The sequence below is a fragment of the Paenibacillus nasutitermitis genome (assembly GCF_014641075.1).
Classification (GTDB): Bacteria; Bacillota; Bacilli; order Paenibacillales; family Paenibacillaceae; genus Paenibacillus_Z; species Paenibacillus_Z nasutitermitis.
Window position 1 is genome coordinate 757,020 of record NZ_BMHP01000003.1, and the last position, 19,125, is coordinate 776,144.

A 19,125-nucleotide genomic window follows, 5' to 3' on the forward strand; every position below is an offset into this window, starting at 1 on the left:
TTATAATAAATGAGCATTTGTTATATGTCAACAAGTATTTATTATATTTGTATTAAATAGTTGTATAAAATCATGACTTATTCAAACAATATTCCTTTCGCCATTATTCCTATTGATTTGACATATTATCAGTTGATAGGCACTTGTTCATAATGTTATAATACAATTATAACTTTTTATTCATGAAAGGAATTCTTATGTCGCAGACATCAGGCAACCCCCCTTTATACCTCCAAATCAGAGGGATGCTGAAAGACAAAATTGAACAAGGACTGCTTCAGCCCGGCGATCAAATCCCGACGGAGGCTGAGCTCGTCCAGCAGTATGGCGTCAGCCGCATTACCATCAAAGGCGCATTGAAGCTGCTCGTTGAAGAAGGGCTTGTCTACCGGATCGCCGGCAAAGGCACCTTCGTATCCGACCCTCAGGGTTCTGACGCTCTGTTTGTACAAGAGAATGACTCCGCCGCTCCTATGATAAAAATTGGCTTTCAAAGCCCCTTGACCAATGACGAATTTTCCCTTCATCTCCTTCAAGGCGTGGAAGAAGCCTGCAAGGAGCAGAATATCGCCCTGATCATCCGCACGGCTACGACGCAGGTTGAAGAGAAAGAAGGGATCCGTTTTCTGCGCGCTGCAGGCGTTGACGGCCTTCTGATTTTCCCGGTCGATGGCGAGGCTTACAGTGAAGCGATACTGAATTTGAAGACGGACAAAATCCCGTTTGTGCTGATCGACCGCTATTTGCCGGGGATTCATACCAATGCCGTCTATTCCGATAATTATCAGGGTGGATATTTGGGAACGGAGTATCTGATTAATAAAGGCCATAAGCAGATCGGGATATTGTCGGGAAGCAAATCCAAGACATCCAGCTCCGAGGACCGCTTCTCCGGTTATCTGGACATGGCAAAAAAAGCAGGTCTCAGAATCGAGCCTGCCCACTGGCTAACAAGAACCGATGAATTCACTTATATGGATGCAGCAACCACTCATAATATGATCAAGGACTGGCTGGAAGCTCAGACGGACATCACAGCCGTCTTCGCTTTCTCCAATATACTGGCGGTTCATACCGCGGAAGCGGCCCAGGACATCGGCAAAAAAATACCGGAGGATTTGGCTATTCTCTCCTTTGACGCTCCTTATATCCGGGATTATCAGGGTCATGTGTTCAGCCGCATTCAACAGCAGGAAGGCAAATTGGGCGAAGAAGCCATCAATCTGCTGCTGGAGGCGATTAAAGACCCATCCCTGCTCCGGAAAATCATCATTCCCGTAACTCTTATCGAAGGAAGAACGACATAGCGGTCACGAATCACAGAATCCGGGATTGGCGAAAAAAACGGAAGATCAGCCGAGCCGCTCCAGCAGCGGCTCGGCTGTTCCCTCCTATCCCTGACATGGGCAGCCTTAGTCCGGAGGTGTCAGGAGACGCTGCCGCTGCGCAGAATTCTGGCCATCATTTCCGAATTCGGGTACTGCCCGGACTCGTATTGACGGATTACCTCTTCAATATCGAACCCGACGCGCTCAATCGATGTACTGATTCTCCCCTGTTCCACCTCAACAATGCCATACGAAGCTTTGGCCATGCCGTCAAAAGGCAGACCCACGCTGCCGATATTCATAAGAATCCGACCGTTGAGATACCGGATAAATGGCTTGTGGATATGCGCATAAATGTATACATCGGCATCGGCTGCCGGCATAAGCTTCGCCTGGAGCACGTCATCATCCGCGCTTGGAAGCACCACCTCGAATAAGCTCTCGGGCGTGGCATGGAACGCTTTGACCCTTATGCCCTCCCATTCCAGATCCAGCCTGGCCTGCAGCCCCTCCAGGTATGCGATGTCCTGCCGATCCAGCTTAGACACGGTCCAGTCGCGCTCTAGATTCATCATCCCGATCACCTTGTCCGGCACTTCACCGGGAAGAACGCCGCGTACCACCCACTCGTCCGCATTGCCTTTGATCACGCGGGTATTCAGTGACTGCACCATAGCAAGGGACCCTTTGGGGTCGGGCCCGCGGTAGCATAGATCGCCCAGCACATAAATCTGATCGATCCTCTGCCTGCCTATATCCTCCAGAACAGCCCCAAGGGCCGTGGAATTGCCGTGAATATCCGAAATAAATGCCGCCCGCATCAAGCTTCACCCCTTCTGATCTGCATCGTGAACCGTTATTCCCATTTACGTTTCCACCAGTATAAAACAAAAAAACAGCAGGAGCCACCAATCCGGGCCCCCGCTGCCAGTAACGCAAAAAAACCCAACATCCGATTGGGATCCGGGTTTATTTAAACCATCCTTTTTCCTTAAAGCGAGTGATCGCTTCGATCCGGTTCGTGACCTGCAGCTTCTCCAGAATGACTGAAATATAATTTCGGACCGTTCCGGTTGTAATCTCCATCTGATGGGCAATATCCTTCGTGTTCATGCCGTCGGCAATGAGAGCCAGCACTTCCTTCTCCCGCAGGGTTAAAGGATTCTCCTCCGTGTAGCCTTCATCCACCAGCTCAGAGGCGTAAATCCGTCTGCCCGACATGATGCTGCGGATCGAATCCGCCAATTCCTCGCTCGGGCTGTCCTTTAATAAATAGCCGTGCACGTCCGCTTTGCGGGCCCGCTCAAAATATCCGGTACGCGCAAAGGTGGTCAGAATCATGACTTTGCAGCCCAGGCCCTTTAATTCCTCAGCCGCATCGAGACCGGTTTTGAGCGGCATTTCGATGTCCATGATGCAGAGATCCGGTTCGTACAGCTTGACCAGCTTTACAGCTTCCTCGCCATTGCTCGCTCTGCCCACAACCTGCATATCTTCTTCCAGATCCAGAAGCGAAGCCAATGCCCCGAGCAGCAGCCGCTGGTCCTCGGCAATCACAATTCGAATCATACTTCCGTCTCCTTTACCTGTTGTTTCAACACGTTCGGAACGTTGATAATAACGGTCGTTCCCATGCCGGATTGGATATCAAGACTTCCGTTAACGAAATCCAGCCGCTCTTTCATTCCTCGGAGCCCGTTGCCTCTCATTCGTACGTTTGTGTCTGCGATGCCGATTCCATTATCATGCACCGTGATCCTTAAGCCGGCCGGCGAAGGATCAATCTTGACCGAGCAGGCTGATGCGCTGCTGTGTCTCACAATATTGGTGACCGCTTCCTTCAGGCACATGCTGACCACATTCTCGTTCAGCAAGGAGGTGTCTGGAAGCCGGGAATCCCCCTCCAGCGTAAAATCGATATCGGCAGCCTCGAGAATCTGCCGGATCCGGAATATCTCGTCCTCCACGCGTGTGCCGCGCATCTGCGTTACCATCTTGCGGACTTCCTTCAATGCGCTCCTCGCCGTAACCCGGACATCATTCATTTCATTCTGGGCCTGATTCGGGTTTTTGCTGATTAATTTAACGGCCAGGTCGCTTTTCAAGCCAATCAGAGAGAGCTTCTGCCCGAGTGTATCATGCAGATCCCGCGCAATCCGCTGCCGTTCCTCCAGCTTCACCAGATCGGAAATCCGTTTGTTTGCGTCCTCCAGCTGCTCATGCAGCTTATCGCTTTTGTTCCGGTTGTAGGTGGTTACCGGGAGCAGGATCACGGCAATGAGACTGATCAGCACGAATGGCAGCTGGGTGATGATAACGGCATTCTTGGTGACAAAGCCCAGATTGATCGTAATAATCGAGGTGACAAGATGGATCGAATACAAGGTAATAAATCCGGCGCGATTTTTGATATTTCCGATAAAAAACGCTAAAAATATAGCGAAATAGACGTAGCCGAATACCAGACTCATGGCAATCGAGATCAATATTTGGATGCTGATCCAGACATATACCGGCCATCCTTTGGAAATAAAGGACAGCACATAGCAGATGAAGAAGGCGACAATCATGCAGCCTCCGATTACAATATCATAGGTGGAAGAAGAACGGTAAATAAAGTAGAACGGGAGGATATACAGGACACCCCATACATAAGGAATGATTCCGGTGTTTTTATGAAAGATCTGGTACCATTTCTGCATGGAATCCTCCTTACATTTATTTACCGCTATTCACCTTATTATTATATTTGATTTTCGACATTCACGGCAGGGGTGATTTGGCTGGCTACTTTTATTTTTTCCTTTGGCGCAGCGGTGCGATTCATCAGCGTTCCCACCTTTTTAAAGCCGACAAAGGTTTTGTTCTGCTCGTCCCAAAGCCGGAAACGTAGCGATTTCAAGCTGGTGCTCAGCGTAATCGTCGTTGCCTTCTGAAGGGGCAGCGAAGCATTATGAGCCTTCTCCAGATTGTAGTTGGGTACCCGCGGGCTCAGATGATGGACATGATGAAACCCGATGTTGCCGGTAATCCATTGAAGCACCTTCGGAAGCTTGTAATAAGAGCTGCCGTCAACTGCGGCTTTCACGTAGCTCCATTCCTCATCATTCTCAAAGTAAGAGTCCTCGAACTGATGCTGTACGTAAAACAGCCAAATGCCCATAGAGCCGGAGATGAAGAAAACAAGGCCCTGGATAAGCAGAAAATCCTGCCAGCCGATGGCCAGTACCAGCAAGCTGTACAAACCGACAATAGAAATATTGGTTATATACGTGTTCATACGCTCTTTGCGCTTGGCGCCTTTGCGGTTAAAGCGGTATTGAATCAGGAAGACAAATACCGGGCCTACGCCGAACATGACGATCGGATTGCGGTAAATACGGTAAGCCAGACGTTGCAGCATAGAGGATGCTTTATATTCTTCCACCGTTAGAATCCACATATCCCCGATGCCCCGCTTGTCGAGATTGCTGCTTGAGGCATGATGGATGGAATGACTCAGCTTCCACTGCTGATAAGGAACAAGGGTCAGAACGCCGGTGATCGTGCCGATAATGTCGTTGGCCCGCTTGCTTTTAAAGAAAGACCCGTGGCAGCAGTCATGAAACAAAATAAAGGTGCGGATGACAAAACCCGAAGCGATAATGGCAAGCGGCACAGTCAGCCAATATGATATGGATATGCTGAGGTAGGCGGCATACCATAACAGGATAAGTGGGACAAGCGTGTTTATGAGCTGTTTTATGCTCGATTTATGATCATTTTTTTCGAAGGGGGTCACATTTTCTTTTAGTTTGGCGATGTTCTGGGCATTATTCATCTCATGCAGGCCTCCTGTGTGTGGTGCTTCAGCCCTGTTAGCCAGCTGCAGCATTCTACTTTCTATTATAGAGAGGACTGCTCATTCGCCCCAGTCATAAACGTCACATCCGCGAGTATGACAAACGTCATCCCCGGGCTTGAATACCCCGTTACAACACCCCTTGCAGAAGAACAACACACCATTGCAGTTGCCCCTTGCCATTCTTCCGTAGAAGGCGTATACTGAAGCCATCAACACATTGTGAAATTAATCACATGTATGTATAGTTGTTTGTGAATTAAATCACAATATAATCTTCCGGGGAGGACTTTACTATGAAAATCATCGTTATTGGCTGTACGCACGCTGGAACTGCCGCTGTTACCCAGATGGCCCGACTCTATCCTGAAGCCAGTATTACGGTTTATGAACGCAATGATAATATATCGTTTCTATCGTGCGGGATCGCCCTTCACGTCGGCGGCATCGTCAAGGATGCGGAGCAGCTGTTTTATGCGAATCCGGAGCAGCTGGCAGGTCTGGGTGTGGATACACGGATGCGTCATGATGTGCTGGCCGTCGATACAGCCGGCAAAACCGTACGCGTGCAAAATCTGACGACCGGCGAAATACAGGAAGACCGTTACGACAAGCTGGTCATGACTACCGGCTCGTGGCCGATCATCCCCAAGCTGGATGGAATGGAGCTCGGCAATATTCTGCTCTGCAAAAATTACGCCCATTCGCAGACGATCATTGAGAAAGCAGCCCATGCCCGGAAAGTGACGGTTGTCGGCGCCGGTTATATCGGCATTGAGCTGGTGGAAGCTTTTGAACAGCAGGGCAAGGAGGTTACGCTTATCGACAATACCGACCGCGTGCTTTTCAAGTATTTGGACCGCGAATATACTGCGCTGGTTGAAGAAGAGCTGACTGGCCGCGGAATCCGGCTCGCGCTTGGCCAAGGTGTCACGGCGTTCACAGGCGAAGCAGGTAAGGTCAGCCGTGTCGTTACAACAGCCGGGGAATATGAAACCGATCTGGTTATTCTGTGCATCGGCTTCCGTCCCAATACGGAGCTGCTCAAGGGACAGGCGGATATGCTGGGCAATGGCGCGCTTATCGTGGATGAATACATGCGAACAAGCTGCCTGGATGTGTTTGCGGCGGGAGACAGCTGCGCGATCCATTACAATCCGACAGGCAAGGATGCATATATACCGCTGGCTACCAATGCCGTCCGGATGGGAACACTCATTGCCCGGAACCTGATGAGACCAACGGTCAGATATATGGGTACCCAGGGCACTTCGGGCATTAAAATTTATGATTACCATATCGCGTCGACCGGCATGACCGAACAGGCTGCTCTTGATGCGGGATTGATTGTGAAATCTGTCACAATCAATGATAATTACCGCCCCGAATTTATGCCTACCTTCGAGAAGGTGCTCCTCAAGGTCGTTTACGAGGAAGTAGGCAGACGGATCGTAGGCGCCCAGATTCTGTCGAAGGCGGACTTGACCCAGGCGATCAACACGCTGTCGGTCTGTATTCAGAATGAGATGACGATGGATGAGCTGGGCTTTGTCGATTTCTTCTTCCAGCCGCATTACAACAAGCCATGGAATCTGCTTAACCAGGCGGGCTTGCAGGCGATTTGACGGCAAAACTGCCCTTGAAGTGGCTTGACCGGTTCGGGTAAAAAAGCAAGAACCGCATACGAGCGGGCTTCACTGGCCCCATGCGGTTCTTGTTTTATATGAACCAGGCTTTAATACATGACGAACCAGTAGCAGATTTATTGATTTTCGTACAGATTTTTACAATATTGTGGAACATCTGTTCATTTGGATTCGTCAAATATAAGCAGGAGTTTAAATTTATAAACATGGGTAGTATTATTTATTTAAATGGAAGAGGGTATTATTATGGGTAAATCATTAAAAATTGCAATGTCTTTATTATTGTGTTTGTTTTTCACAATGTATGTTACCCAGGCCTTTGCTAATACTAGTTCAGAAACTGATAATCCTGAATTGATAGCTGATAAGTACTTTCAGGCCTATGTTTCAAAAGATATTGAAGGTATGATGCGGTATTCTAGAGATCTTAATTAATTTGGACGAAACAAGCCGTAAAAAGGGTTATAAGGAAAATGCCAAAAGTGATACTGTTATTGAGTATAAAATGGTTAAGCTTGTTAGAACTAGCGAGAACCAAGCGGTGGTATCCATACAATTTACTTATTCTGATCTAGGTGTTATCCCTGAGATTCCTTATTCTGTAATTAAAGAGAACGATGACTGGAAGGTCTTACTAAAACCAATTGAGATTAATCTAAATAAGGATTCGGGTCACTATGGCGAAATAAAAGAAGGTATTCCAGTATACGAGCTTCAAAAACATCTCATAAAATAAAAAAGAAGGGTAGTTTAAACGTTTAAACCACCCCTTTCTACAACAAATAAAATCGAGTTGCACACAGGCGTCCAGATTCTGCTTGTGCGTGGCGACCTGTTTCAGCCTCCTGAAATTTTTCAGTGTCAACCGTCTGAGAAAATGTCATCATTGAAACGGCTGAGGCTGCTCACCAGAGCGCCACGGCATAGCTGTTGTGCTGAGAATACATGACGCCTTGGAAATCGCTCTTGCTTGCGGTAAGCTTGATCTGGTTTTGTTGCTTCGTGGTTTTCCACGGGTGCAGCTCGGCTGGTTTGCGTGGCGAATGTCCCGAAACAACATGCGGAGGAGAGCCACTCGCAATGCACAGACCTTGGCAGAATATGCTGGCAAACGCAAGAGAAGCTGTCCCTTAAGGCGTGAGCCCATAGGGGACAGCTTCTTCTTGTTTGCTCCCATAATGGAGCTCGGACGTTGAGCAGCCCTCATCAGAACCGTCCCGCGTCCGGCTGCCCAGTCATCAGATCAGGCCTGCTTGCTTGAGCAGACGCTGCACGATGGCGGCCGTCTCCGCCCGGGTTACCTGATCGAGCGGACGGACTGTCCCACCGCTGCCGCCAATCACCCCGAAACGGATGTTAAGCGCCGCTGCGGACTTAGCCCAACCGCCGAATTGGCCGGCATCCTTGAAGGCCGTCAGCAGATCGTCCCGCTGGGCAGACGTGATAGCTGTATCCATATCCGCAATGTCCATCGCTTTGGCTGCAATAACCATCGCTTCCTGTCTTGTAATGCTGTGGTTCGGACGGAACGTCCCGTCCGGATATCCCTGCAGCAATCCGAAGGAAGCAGCAACGGCTACCGCATTATGGAACCAGTCGCTGCTGCGCACATCGCTGAAGGATGGCGGCTGCTTGGCATTATGGAGGCCCAGCCCCCTCACCATAATGGCAGCAAACTCAGCTCTCGTAATCGCCTCGTCCGGCACATACTGATTGTTCGTGCCACCGCTCAGCACGAGCCGCGCAGCCATATCCTCAATGCTCGCCTGCGCCCAATGCTTCGCAATGTCTTCGAAGGTCTTCACATTGTAAACAACCGAGTAGACACTATTGGTCAAACTGTTGATAACCGCATAATATTTGCCGTCCAATTGCATCACCTTCGTCGGCACATGCAAGAGATTTCCATCAGCGAGAACAACAACGCCTGTCGTAATCTTGCCGGGATCAACACCTTCCGGAATGGCAATCATTCGCTCGACATAAGCGTTGAACATGTCCACCTTCACTTCCCGACCTTGATAGACTGCCGTAATGCTGAAGTCCACCGCCGGGGCGATCATCTGAAGCTGCTGGCCTTCCTGCGGAAGGAACATCACATCCTGATCCGGCACATTGGCAATGGTGACCAGAATGACAATATCGCTCAGGTCGATATCCGCACCAAACTGCGACGATAGAGCAGAGACATTAATTTGGCTCGCAGGAATCGTGTATACGACATGCTCCGACTCGATTCTCAATACCGCTTTGCTGGATTCCATCGCTTTCACCGTCTGCGCATCCAGCTCGCCAATTACGGTATCCGAGCCGTTATGCACAGGTATGGATACGACCGCGCCTGTAGTATTTGCCAGTCTGCCGCTAAGCTTCTTCCCGTCAATCGATACGGTCGTTCTCTTCTTGCCGCCTGTCTGATCAACCTTGGCGGTCGCCGTCTGGTCCTGAAGTTCGCCCTCATTCACCTTGATGGCGAAGCCCTCGTCCTGGGAGCTTGCCGATGCAGGCGGTGTGTAAGGAGGATACACAGGCGCTGCAGTCGAAATATCGGCATCCGCGACCGCCACGTCCGCCCACTCCACGATACGTCCCTGGTTGTCCACCGCGACCACATAGATGTGCTGGCCGCTGGTCACGACAATATCAGCATTCAGGTTCAGCGGCAAGGTATAGCCCAGATCATGCGCATCCGCCCCAACCACCGGCTGCGTATATTGACCCGCTGCGCCGGTTGCATATCTCAGGATCGGGTCGCCGCTTACTCCCGTCAGCTTCGTCGTTCCTGACGCGCCCCCCGGCGCCCAGGTCAAGCTGCTGATCTGCGGAGCCAGCTCCGGCTGCTGATTCGATCCTAGATTAATCTCGGCATCCGCGATCGCCACGTCCGCCCACTCTATAATGCCTCCCCGGCTGTCCACCGACACCACATAGATATGCTGGCCGCTTGTCACGGCAATGTCAACGTTTAGGTCCCTCAGTTTCACGTAGCCCAAATCACGCGCATCCGCTCCTACTACCGGCTGCGTATATTGTCCCGCTGCGCCGACCGCATATCTCAGGAGCGGGTCGCCGCTCACTCCCGTCAGCTTCGTCGTGCCTGCCGCGCTTCCCGGCGCCCAGGTCAAGCCGCTGATCTGCGGAGCCAGCTCTGGCTGCTGATTCGATCCAGGATTAATCTCGGCATCCGCGATCGCCGCGTCCGCCCACTCCACGATATGCCCCAGGCTGTCCACCGCCACCACATAGATATGCTGGCCGCTGACCACGGCAATATCCGCATCCAGGTCCAGGGATAGCGTATAGCCCAGATCGGCCGCATCCGCTCCAACCACCGGCTGCGTATATTGTCCCGCTGCGCCGACCGCATATCTCAGGATCGGGTCGCCGTTTACTCCCGTCAGCTTTGTCGTTCCTGCCGTGCCCCCCGGCGCCCAGATCAAGCCGCCGATCTGCGGAGCCAGCTCCGGCTGCGAAGGTTCGCCCAACGTCAACTCCAGCACAGCCTCGTAACCGGGCATGTTATATAAGAGATCCAAATTCGACGCCAGCGAATCGGAATTCGTTTTCGTCCCTTGCAGAATTAGCGTCACCGAGTCCCGCCCTTGGTCCGCACTCTCCAACACCGGAAAAGTCACGTCATATGTATTCCATGACGGCGGCGTATTAATGTAGAACTTGGGAGTCGACAGATTCGCCGGCTGTGGCGACACCACAGGTGTTCCGCTTCCTGCATTATACGGCTGCCAGTCCGGATCTCCATCATAAATGGTAATCGTTGCGTCATTTGCACCCGAGGATACTTGCTTCTTAGGCACATACGCCTTTAACTGCGCCGAAACGATAGGCGCGTCCACAGCTGGCAGATCGAATTTCAATACTGCTTCCGCCGTGCTTCGGGGCTGATATCCGCCGATGTCGTAGTTCGTCAACGTTCCCACCCACAGAGGATTCGCATCACATGTTTCAAACGCTTCCTGCGAATTTGCTGTCCAGAGGTAGGAGCATCCTTCAGTCAAGACCGCATTGATGACGCCTGCTTTTACGCTCGCCTCATTGGAGTAGCCGCTTTCCCCTATGTCGTTGCTCGCTGTAACCGCATAATAATACGTGCTTCCGTTCGTAAGGCCGGTTGCTGTATAACTGCTTGACCCACTTACAGTTGCAACAGGCGTGGGATCATAAACCCCTGACTCGGATCCCTGGTAGATCTTATAATCCAACCCGCTGCCGCCGTTATCCCAACTCAGCGTTGCCTTTTGGTTTCCGGAGGAAACCGTCAGCCCCGTCGGAGCGGCAGGTGCGCCAGGGAATTCCTGGTAAGAGGAAGAGCGGACCTTATTGCTGTCCGACCACAGAAGATGCAAAGCATCCGAGGCAACGGCCAGGGAAGATGGCTGTCCATTGGAAGTGCCTAGTAATGCATCGTCTGTTGCTGTCCAGCTGGCGCCGTCGAATTTATAGACACGGATCTTATTCGTGATGGGTGAAGACGACTGCAGCCATGATAGAAACAGCTGGTCATTGTATACAGCCAGCTGAGGCTGGGCTGCATTGCCGGACGTATCCAGGGTACCGTTTCCGACCTGGCTCCATGCGCTGCCGTCATAGCTCTTGATAAGGAAGGTCGCCGTATTGCCATCCCGCCACACCGCATACAGCAATCCGTTATATGCCTGTATTGCGGGACTTACCATCGGTTTAGACGGGTCACTCAATCCTGTAGCCCCAGAGACATTCGTCCACGAAGAAGTGCCCGACTTCTGGAACACTGAAATATAATTGAGAGAAGGACTTGACAAGGTGGATTCGCTCCATGTGAGATAGAGTTTATCCTGATAGACAGTGAATTGCAGTTGGTTTGTAAACCCACCGGGAACCAAGGTCAAATCGGAGGCATCCGTCGTCCAACTATTGCCGTCAAATTTCTTAATCTGTACTTTTTTGTCCGTGCCTCCGTTGTTGTTCCCTAGCCACGCTGCGTACAGATCGTCCTTATAGACCGCAAGAACAGGAGACTGGTTGTTGGCACTGCTCCCGCTTCCGTTCAGCGAAACACCGCCATCCGCCGTTTCCCACTGGCTGCCATCGAACTTTTTGACTCTGATGACTTTCTTATTGCCTGCCGTTACCTCTTCCCAGATGGCGTAGAGATAGCCTTCATATGCAGCCAGTGCCGGACCATTTGCATCCTGATTCAAGGACACATTGAGACCGTTTCCGTCATTTGCCGGAACCCAGTTCTCTCCGTCGAGCTTTTTGACCCTGATTATCTTTTTAGGATCAAACATATCGCCATTACTTTCCGCCCATATGGCGTATAGCTCATTGTTCCATACAGCCGTCTTGGGGGCAGCTGCAGACCGGCTCGGATTCATATTAAGCCCGTCTGCCGTGGAAGTAAGCTTCCACGCCGCCTGCTGCGTGTCTGCTTGTGCCGCTGGCAGCTGAACAATGCACCAAAACATTAATAAACTGAGTGCCCCGGCAGTAATTTTCCGCGTAAGTTGTCGAACGATGACTGACATAGCTTGGCTCACCTCTTCTAAGGATTCGCTGTCTATTGCAACAGCAGATTGGCCAAGTTTACCAAAAGCCCTATTAACAGTTTCTAAACATTTCCACCATATCGGCAAAATTCGACAGCATCCCCCTGCGTACGGCAGTGGGTCTGAAGCTTCATTCATCCGCTTCTTCCATTCCCGCGCCAGCCCAGCACCTGCATGGTCTCTCGCGCTACGCCTGCGTGGGAATAGCGCCGGCCCCGCCAGACAACTACGGAAATGTACCGAACATAAACAATGCCCTCCCGGCTTCCTGTTGGAAGCGAGAGGGCCGAGAAGTTTGTTTATATTATTGGAGCCTGGTGAAACCTTTTGGAACCACCGCATAGCGCTCAACCATTCAAACCACTAGTCCTTCTTCTGCGCAACCGGCATCATCATGCCGTTATCCATTCCCATCATGGTCACGCTGTCCGCCGACTCATTCTCCTCCGCCAGGAACACCTCGGTTCCGAAGGCAGGCTCTGCATAGGGTAGATGCGTCCGTCCGCGAGCCAGAATCTGCCGGTAATTGCCGGAATCTCCTTCGAAACTGTCATGATCCCAGGGCACCCAGGAGCGTGCGTTGCAATAATGGCAGACATAGGATCTGCGGTAGCGGTCCTCTGTCCTGTTCGGGAATGAGCGGTGAAACAGATGCGAATGGAAGAACAGAACATCCCCAGCCTGCAAGGGCACCGGTATCGCCGGCGGATATTTCGCTACCACCCGCGACAGCGTATTCACTTCATCATCGAGATGGCTGACATTTTGGACCGCATTCAAGTCCCCGAAAGCGTCCAGGGCATGAACATTGCCGCCGCCCATTCCTTCGGGCGGATATACCGGCTCATGATTGGAGCCGGGCACGACCCACAGGCAGCCGTTCTCCTCATCCGCATCCTCCAAGGCGATCCAGGCACCGACCAGCGTATCAGGATGCGTTCTGATGTAGCAGGAATCCTGATGCCAGCCCTGGCCTCCGCGGCCGGGCGGGTTCAAGAACATCATCGACTGAACCGCGTAGACATCCGGCCCGATCAGCGCTTCCGTCACATCCAGAATACGGGGATTAAGCATGCCCTGCTCCGCCACTGCCTCAAGCCTTGACAGCATATGGACGCGCGTCAGGTTGGTAAACTCCTCTTTCAGCGGATCCTTGCTTTGCGGGTCGGCCGGTTTGGCTTTCCCGCTGCTGCCAAGCCGCGTTTTCTCCGCTAATTCATAAAGCGGATCGATGTCTTCTTTTGATAAAAGCCCTTTTATAATGACATAACCGTCACGATGGTAGTGCCTATATTCATCCACACTGACCAAATAACGGTCATTCCGCGGCCGAGACTTCGGTGTATAATATTTTCCCATCGGTTGGATCCCTCCATTTAGCTGGTTTATCCCCATTGTGCACGAAACGGGAGAACGTTCTCAATGGAACAATCCGACAAAACGATGTGTTTATTTGATATGGTTATTGACCACGATATGACGGCTCGCTCCGTAAGGCGATTCCGTATCGAGAGCAGCGGCGATATGACGGAAGATGGGATTACGGCAGCGCTCGATATAATCGGAAGCGTTAATCCCACGCAGCTTCTTATAGGTTTTGGAAAAATGATGCTCGTCGCCAAAACCTACTTCGTAGGCAATCTGTTTCACCGACGATTGACCGTTCATCATCAGCTGCTCCGCCCGCCTCAACCGCTGCTCGACAAGAGCCCGCTTAGGAGTCATGCCTACGCTGGCCCGGAATATCCGGGTAAAATGCTCATGCGACCAGCCGGTTTGGCGGGCAATTCTTTCTATGGTCAGGTCCTCGGCAAGATGCTCCTCCATATAGGCCATGGCATTGGTAATCTGGATCGGCATCTGAAGAGCTGCATCCTCGGGAGGCAAATCTGCCGAGGCTCCGAGTTCCTCCAGCGCTGCAGCAAGCAATGCTGACAAGCGGCTTTTCCAATGGAGGGGCTGCTTGCCGGCAATGGACAGCATCTGTCTGATAAGGCCTGGAATCAGACTGTTATGGCGGACGGGATGCACAGCGCTGCCATGCAGAAGAGAAATCAGCCGGACGTCCGCATGACGCAGCGCTTCGTAATCGAAATGCACGAACAGATGGCGCACGCTCTTCTCCCCGCCAAAACGGTAAAGATGCCGCTCGTCCGGACGGGTGAACACAAAACAAGGGACATCGAGCACATAAGGCTTGCCCAAAAGCTCATAGACGGTATCCGTCCCGACTGGAAAATAAACCAGTTCATAATCCTCGATAGTTCTTGTGTCCAGAACGAAACCGGCTTTTACGACGATATCTCCGACACTATGAACAATCGGCCATCCGTGATCCAAAGCGGCCATACCTTTGTCCACTTCCCTTTCTTGATGAAATGCTCCGGCTAGGTTTATGGTCATTATAACGTTTTTGCCCCATTCCTGCTTGCCCATGCGAGGATTTCTAAAGCCATGCACAGACTATAAACGATTATAAAGTCAAACAAGGCCTTTTTTTGCACCACAATGTAAAAGGTATATTGACGAAACGCGGATCGGGTATTACTCTTTTAATTAGCCGACTAACATTATTGGAGGTGCTCGATGGCAGACCAGTCGCAAGAGGAGTCTCTGATGCACATCATGTCTCATCTTATGAAGTCCTACCGCCATAACGTGGACCTTATTATCCGCGAATTTGACGTCTATCCGGGGCAGCCGCCTCTGCTTATGCGGTTGTTTGAGCTGAACGGGCAGAGCCAGCGCGAGTTGGCCGATCAAATGAATATTACGCCGGCAACGCTGACGGTCATGATTGACCGCATGCAGAAGACCGGTCTCGTGCAGCGGAAAGCCGACAGCCGGGATCAGCGGATATCCCGCGTCTTCTTGACCGAGAAAGGCCGCAGCGCGGCGGTGGAGGTCAAGAAGGCGATCCACGATGTCGAGCAGCGCTGCTTTGAACGCTTCATTCCGGAGGAAAAGCTTCTGCTGCGCCGCCTGCTGCTGCATATGCGGGACAATTTAACTAGTTAGCCGGCTATATATTACTTGGTCATCCCAATCAATCATGAATCAATGATTGATGATATTATTTATTGCCTGAAAAGAGGTGCATCCTGGTGTGGAAATTAAAATCGTTCGTCGCCCCCTATTGGCTCCCGGCTCTGCTCGCCCCGCTGCTGATGATTCTGGAGGTGTGGATGGACTTATCGCAGCCGAAGCTGATGGCCGCGATCGTGAATGACGGCATTACCGGCGGCGACCAGACCGTCATCTGGAGGACCGGCGCCATCATGCTCGGCGTGGCGCTGATCGGGCTGATTGGAGGAGCGGGCTGCACGTATTTCTCCTCAATCGCCGCACAGGGCTTCGGAGCGGATCTGCGCATGCGCCTGTTCAGCAAAGTCCAGACCTTCTCGTTCCGTCAGCTTGACCGGTATCCCGCCGGCTCCCTTATTACGCGCCTGACAGGGGATATCGTCCAGCTGCAACAGATTGTCCAGATTCTGCTCCGCATGCTGGTCCGGGACGGCTCGCTGCTGATCGGCAGCATTATTATGGCGATCGTGATCAGCCCGCGCCTGTCGCTCATTTTGGCGTTTGTCATCCCTATCCAGTTTGTTATTGTCTTCATTCTTGTGCGGCGATCCGTTCCGCTCTTCTCCCGGATGCAGGGGAAGCTCGATGGCGTGAACACCGTGCTCCAGGAGAACGCCTCCGGCATGCGGGTAGTCAAGGCTTTTGTCCGCGGAGAGTTTGAACGCAAGCGATTCGGCAGGACGAACAGCGATTATTTGCATATGGCTCTGCGGGCGGCGCGGACGGTAGCGGCCAACATGCCGCTAATGCTGCTGCTGCTCAATACAAGCCTGGTCGCCGTGCTCTGGTACGGCGGTGCCGAATCGTGGGAAAGCCGTCTGCCAATCGGTGACCTGGCCGCCTTTCTTACCTATATGACACAGCTGCTATTCGCTCTGCTCTCTGTCGGCAATACGATCATGAATTTCTCCCGTGCCAAAGCTTCCGCCGACCGGGTGAACGAAGTGCTCGGAATGGAGCGGGACATGGAAGACGTCGGCAAGCAGGCCCTTCAACCGGCAGAAGGCAGCGGCCGTGTGGAATTTCAGGACGTGTCGTTTGCTTACGGTATCGGGGAAGCGTCCAAGAAAGTGCTTCAGGGCATTAGCTTCACCGCAGAGCCCGGCCAAACAATCGGCATCCTCGGCGCAACCGGATCAGGCAAATCCTCGCTCGTCGGCCTGATCTCCCGCCTGTACGATCCTGTGGAAGGCCGCGTGCTTATTGACGGGACCGACGTCCGCGATATTCCGGCGGAACAGCTGCGCAACCGTGTGGGCATGGTACTGCAGCAATCGATTCTGTTCAGCGGCACGATCCGCGACAATATCCGGTTCGGGAAGCCCAAGGCTGACGATAACGAAGTTATCGCCGCAGCCCGCGCGGCCGAGGCTCACGACTTTATCGCTTCTTTTCCCGACGGGTACGATACTCTTCTGGGCCAGCGCGGCGTCAATCTTTCCGGCGGCCAGAAGCAGCGGATCTCCATCGCCCGTGCGCTGCTCATGCGGACGCAGATTCTGGTGCTGGACGACAGCACAAGCGCCATCGACCTGGCGACGGAGAAACGTATCCAACGCTCCCTACAGACCCTGCTCCGCACAAGCACCCGCATCATCATCGCCCAGCGGATCTCATCGGTCATGCAGGCGGACCGCATTCTGGTGCTTGATGAAGGACGGATCGCCGCATCAGGAACGCATAACGAGCTGATGGCCGGCAGCCGGCTCTACCAGGATATTTACCAGTCCCAGCAGCGGAAGGAGGAGGCCATGCATGGCTAGAACGCCAATACCCCAGGCAACGGAACGGGCCAGGAATACGCGAGCGACCCTCGGCCGTATCTGGCAGTACCTGGGCAGGCAGCGCTCAGGGCTCATCATCGTGATGGTCATGACGGTCGTCATTGCCCTGCTTGAGCTGATTGCCCCCTTCCTGATTGGCCGTGCGATCGACAGATTTATTATGCCGCATGACCGGGAAGGGCTTCTCCGCCTATGCCTTATGCTGCTTGCCGTTTATGTCAGCGCAAGCGCCCTTTCCTGGATTCAGGCCTATGTCATGGCAGGCGTATCCCAGCGCACAGTCTGGGAGCTGCGGCAGGATCTGTTCGGCCGCCTGCAGCTGCTGCCGATCCGGTTCTTCGACAAGACGAGTCATGGAGAACTGATGAGCAAGGCTACCAATGATGTGGAGAACGTCTCCAATTCATTGAACCAGAGCCTGATCCAGATTATGGCCAGCATCATCACCATTACCGGTTCCTTTGCAATGATGCTGTATTTGAACGTCTGGCTGACTGTGGTCTGTCTGGTCACCGTTCCGCTTGTAATGGGAGCAACGAAACTGATCTCCAAACGGACGAAGCGGCTGTTCAAGGAGCAGCAGCAGCGTCTTGGCGAATTAAACGGCTATATCGAGGAAACGATTTCCGGCCAGCGGGTGGTCAAAACCTTCAACCGCGAAGCGGTGTCCATCGAGCATCTTGGCGTTATCAATGAAGGGTTGAAGCAGGCCGGCACACGCGCCCAAATACTATCCGGCATGTTCGGGCCTGTGATGAATATGATGAATCATTTCAGTTATATTCTGATTGCCGCGATTGGCGGCTGGATGGCGTTCAGGGACTTGACCACGGTCGGCATCATTATCAGCTTCCTGAGTTATTCCCGCCAGTTCGGCAGGCCCCTAAACGATCTGGCCAACCAATATAATATGATTCAGGCTGGAGTCGCAGGAGCAGAGCGCGTCTTTGAGATTCTGGATACGGATTCTGAGTTTCACGGGGATGAAGAAGGCAAAGAGCTTCCGGCCGAGGTGCTGGGAGAGGTGTCTTTCCAGGATGTTTCCTTCAGCTACAACAGCGATCTCCCCACGCTGCGGCATATTACTTTTACAGCAAAGCCCGGCGATCTGATCGCTTTGGTCGGACCGACCGGCGCGGGCAAAACGACGATTATCAATCTGCTTACCCGCTTCTACGATATCGATGAAGGCAGCATCACAATCGATGGCCATAACATTCAGGGCTTCGACAAGAAAAGCCTGCGCAGCCGCCTTGGTATCGTACTGCAGGATGTATACCTGTTCTCCGGCACGGTAAGGGATAATCTGCGCTTCGGGCGGCTTGATGCGACGGATCAGGAAATCGAACAAGCCGCGATGCAGGCCAACGCCGACGGCTTTATCCGCGAGCTGCCGCAGGGCTACGATACCGTGCTGACTGCCGATGGCTGCAATCTCAGCCAGGGCCAACGCCAGCTGCTGACCATTGCCCGCGCCATACTGGCAGACCCGGCTATTCTCATTCTCGATGAAGCGACAAGCAGCGTCGATACCCGTACGGAAATGCATATCCAGGAAGCGATGCGGGTGCTGATGCAAGGGCGCACCAGCTTTGTCATCGCCCACCGGCTGAGCACGATCCGCAATGCGGATACGATCCTGTATATCCAGGACGGGAAAATTGCCGAGCGCGGCAGCCACGATCAGCTTATCGCCCACAAGGGTCGCTACTATGAGCTGTATGCCAACCAGTTCCAGCAGGTAATATGAACAAAACAGCGCCCCTGGCTAAAGTGATCCAGAGGCGCTGTTTGTTGTGCGGAATCCGGGCTTTTACAATATGCGTTCTCTTAACAATTCCAAACGACCCTCTCGGTAAGCTTGTCACCTGTTCACTACGATAAAATAAAATGTCA

General features: G+C 52.4%; 14 protein-coding genes. 7 read left to right on the plus strand and 7 right to left on the minus strand.

Translation table 11 applies throughout. From position 1 onward, the window contains the following. The first annotated feature begins 197 nt into the window (after positions 1 to 197). A complete protein-coding gene (locus IEY46_RS22340; RefSeq protein WP_268239534.1) occupies positions 198 to 1,307 on the plus strand; it encodes a GntR family transcriptional regulator in 1,110 nt (369 codons plus the stop codon). A gap of 119 nt (positions 1,308 to 1,426) precedes the next feature. Here the strand turns inward: IEY46_RS22340 and IEY46_RS22345 are convergent, their stop codons facing one another. The 4 genes from IEY46_RS22345 to desA form a co-directional block, all read right to left on the minus strand. Continuing rightward, entirely contained in the window at positions 1,427 to 2,149 is a 723-nt protein-coding gene (locus IEY46_RS22345) for a metallophosphoesterase family protein (protein ID WP_188995169.1), read from the minus strand. Positions 2,150 to 2,297: 148 nt separating this feature from the next. Continuing rightward, positions 2,298 to 2,897: a response regulator transcription factor gene (locus tag IEY46_RS22350; protein ID WP_188995171.1), complete on the minus strand. Its 600-nt coding sequence runs from the start codon at positions 2,895 to 2,897 to the stop codon at positions 2,298 to 2,300. Then, entirely contained in the window at positions 2,894 to 4,030 is a 1,137-nt protein-coding gene (locus IEY46_RS22355) for a sensor histidine kinase (protein ID WP_188995173.1), read from the minus strand. Before IEY46_RS22355 ends, IEY46_RS22350 begins: the two co-directional genes overlap by 4 nt. A gap of 41 nt (positions 4,031 to 4,071) precedes the next feature. Beyond that, entirely contained in the window at positions 4,072 to 5,148 is a 1,077-nt protein-coding gene (gene desA / locus IEY46_RS22360; RefSeq protein ID WP_188995175.1) for a Delta(5) desaturase DesA, read from the minus strand. 317 nt (positions 5,149 to 5,465) lie between these two features. On the opposite strand from desA, the gene IEY46_RS22365 reads away from it, so the two are divergent. The 3 genes from IEY46_RS22365 to IEY46_RS22375 all read left to right on the plus strand — a co-directional run bounded on the left by IEY46_RS22365 (position 5,466) and on the right by IEY46_RS22375 (position 7,551). Beyond that, positions 5,466 to 6,794 (plus strand): FAD-dependent oxidoreductase, encoded by a 1,329-nt coding sequence (locus IEY46_RS22365; protein WP_188995178.1) that lies wholly within the window; start codon positions 5,466 to 5,468, stop codon positions 6,792 to 6,794. 267 nt (positions 6,795 to 7,061) lie between these two features. Then, a complete protein-coding gene (locus tag IEY46_RS22370) occupies positions 7,062 to 7,250 on the plus strand; it encodes a hypothetical protein (protein WP_188995180.1) in 189 nt (62 codons plus the stop codon). Position 7,251: 1 nt separating this feature from the next. After that, positions 7,252 to 7,551, plus strand: a complete 300-nt coding sequence (locus IEY46_RS22375) for a hypothetical protein (RefSeq protein ID WP_188995182.1) — start codon at positions 7,252 to 7,254, stop codon at positions 7,549 to 7,551. A gap of 502 nt (positions 7,552 to 8,053) precedes the next feature. Here the strand turns inward: IEY46_RS22375 and IEY46_RS22380 are convergent. The 3 genes from IEY46_RS22380 to IEY46_RS22390 form a co-directional block, all read right to left on the minus strand. Continuing rightward, positions 8,054 to 12,340, minus strand: a complete 4,287-nt coding sequence (locus IEY46_RS22380) for an S-layer homology domain-containing protein (protein WP_188995184.1) — start codon at positions 12,338 to 12,340, stop codon at positions 8,054 to 8,056. Positions 12,341 to 12,724: 384 nt separating this feature from the next. Further along, entirely contained in the window at positions 12,725 to 13,720 is a 996-nt protein-coding gene (locus IEY46_RS22385; RefSeq protein ID WP_188995187.1) for a phytanoyl-CoA dioxygenase family protein, read from the minus strand. A 90-nt stretch (positions 13,721 to 13,810) separates the two neighbouring features. Then, positions 13,811 to 14,764, minus strand: coding sequence for an AraC family transcriptional regulator (locus tag IEY46_RS22390; protein ID WP_229750467.1), 954 nt, complete (start codon positions 14,762 to 14,764; stop codon positions 13,811 to 13,813). A gap of 183 nt (positions 14,765 to 14,947) precedes the next feature. Here IEY46_RS22390 and IEY46_RS22395 point away from each other — a divergent pair, with 183 nt between their 5' ends. From IEY46_RS22395 to IEY46_RS22405, 3 genes are all read left to right on the plus strand, one after another. Then, complete coding sequence (locus IEY46_RS22395; protein ID WP_188995191.1) at positions 14,948 to 15,379, plus strand: MarR family winged helix-turn-helix transcriptional regulator; 432 nt, start codon at positions 14,948 to 14,950, stop codon at positions 15,377 to 15,379. A gap of 86 nt (positions 15,380 to 15,465) precedes the next feature. Beyond that, on the plus strand, positions 15,466 to 17,208 hold the full coding sequence (locus IEY46_RS22400; protein ID WP_188995193.1) for an ABC transporter ATP-binding protein: 1,743 nt from the start codon (positions 15,466 to 15,468) through the stop codon (positions 17,206 to 17,208). Beyond that, positions 17,201 to 18,979 carry an ABC transporter ATP-binding protein gene (locus IEY46_RS22405; RefSeq protein WP_188995195.1) on the plus strand — a complete coding sequence of 593 codons (1,779 nt, stop codon included), beginning with the start codon at positions 17,201 to 17,203 and terminating at the stop codon, positions 18,977 to 18,979. Before IEY46_RS22400 ends, IEY46_RS22405 begins: the two co-directional genes overlap by 8 nt. The last annotated feature ends 146 nt before the right edge of the window (positions 18,980 to 19,125 follow it).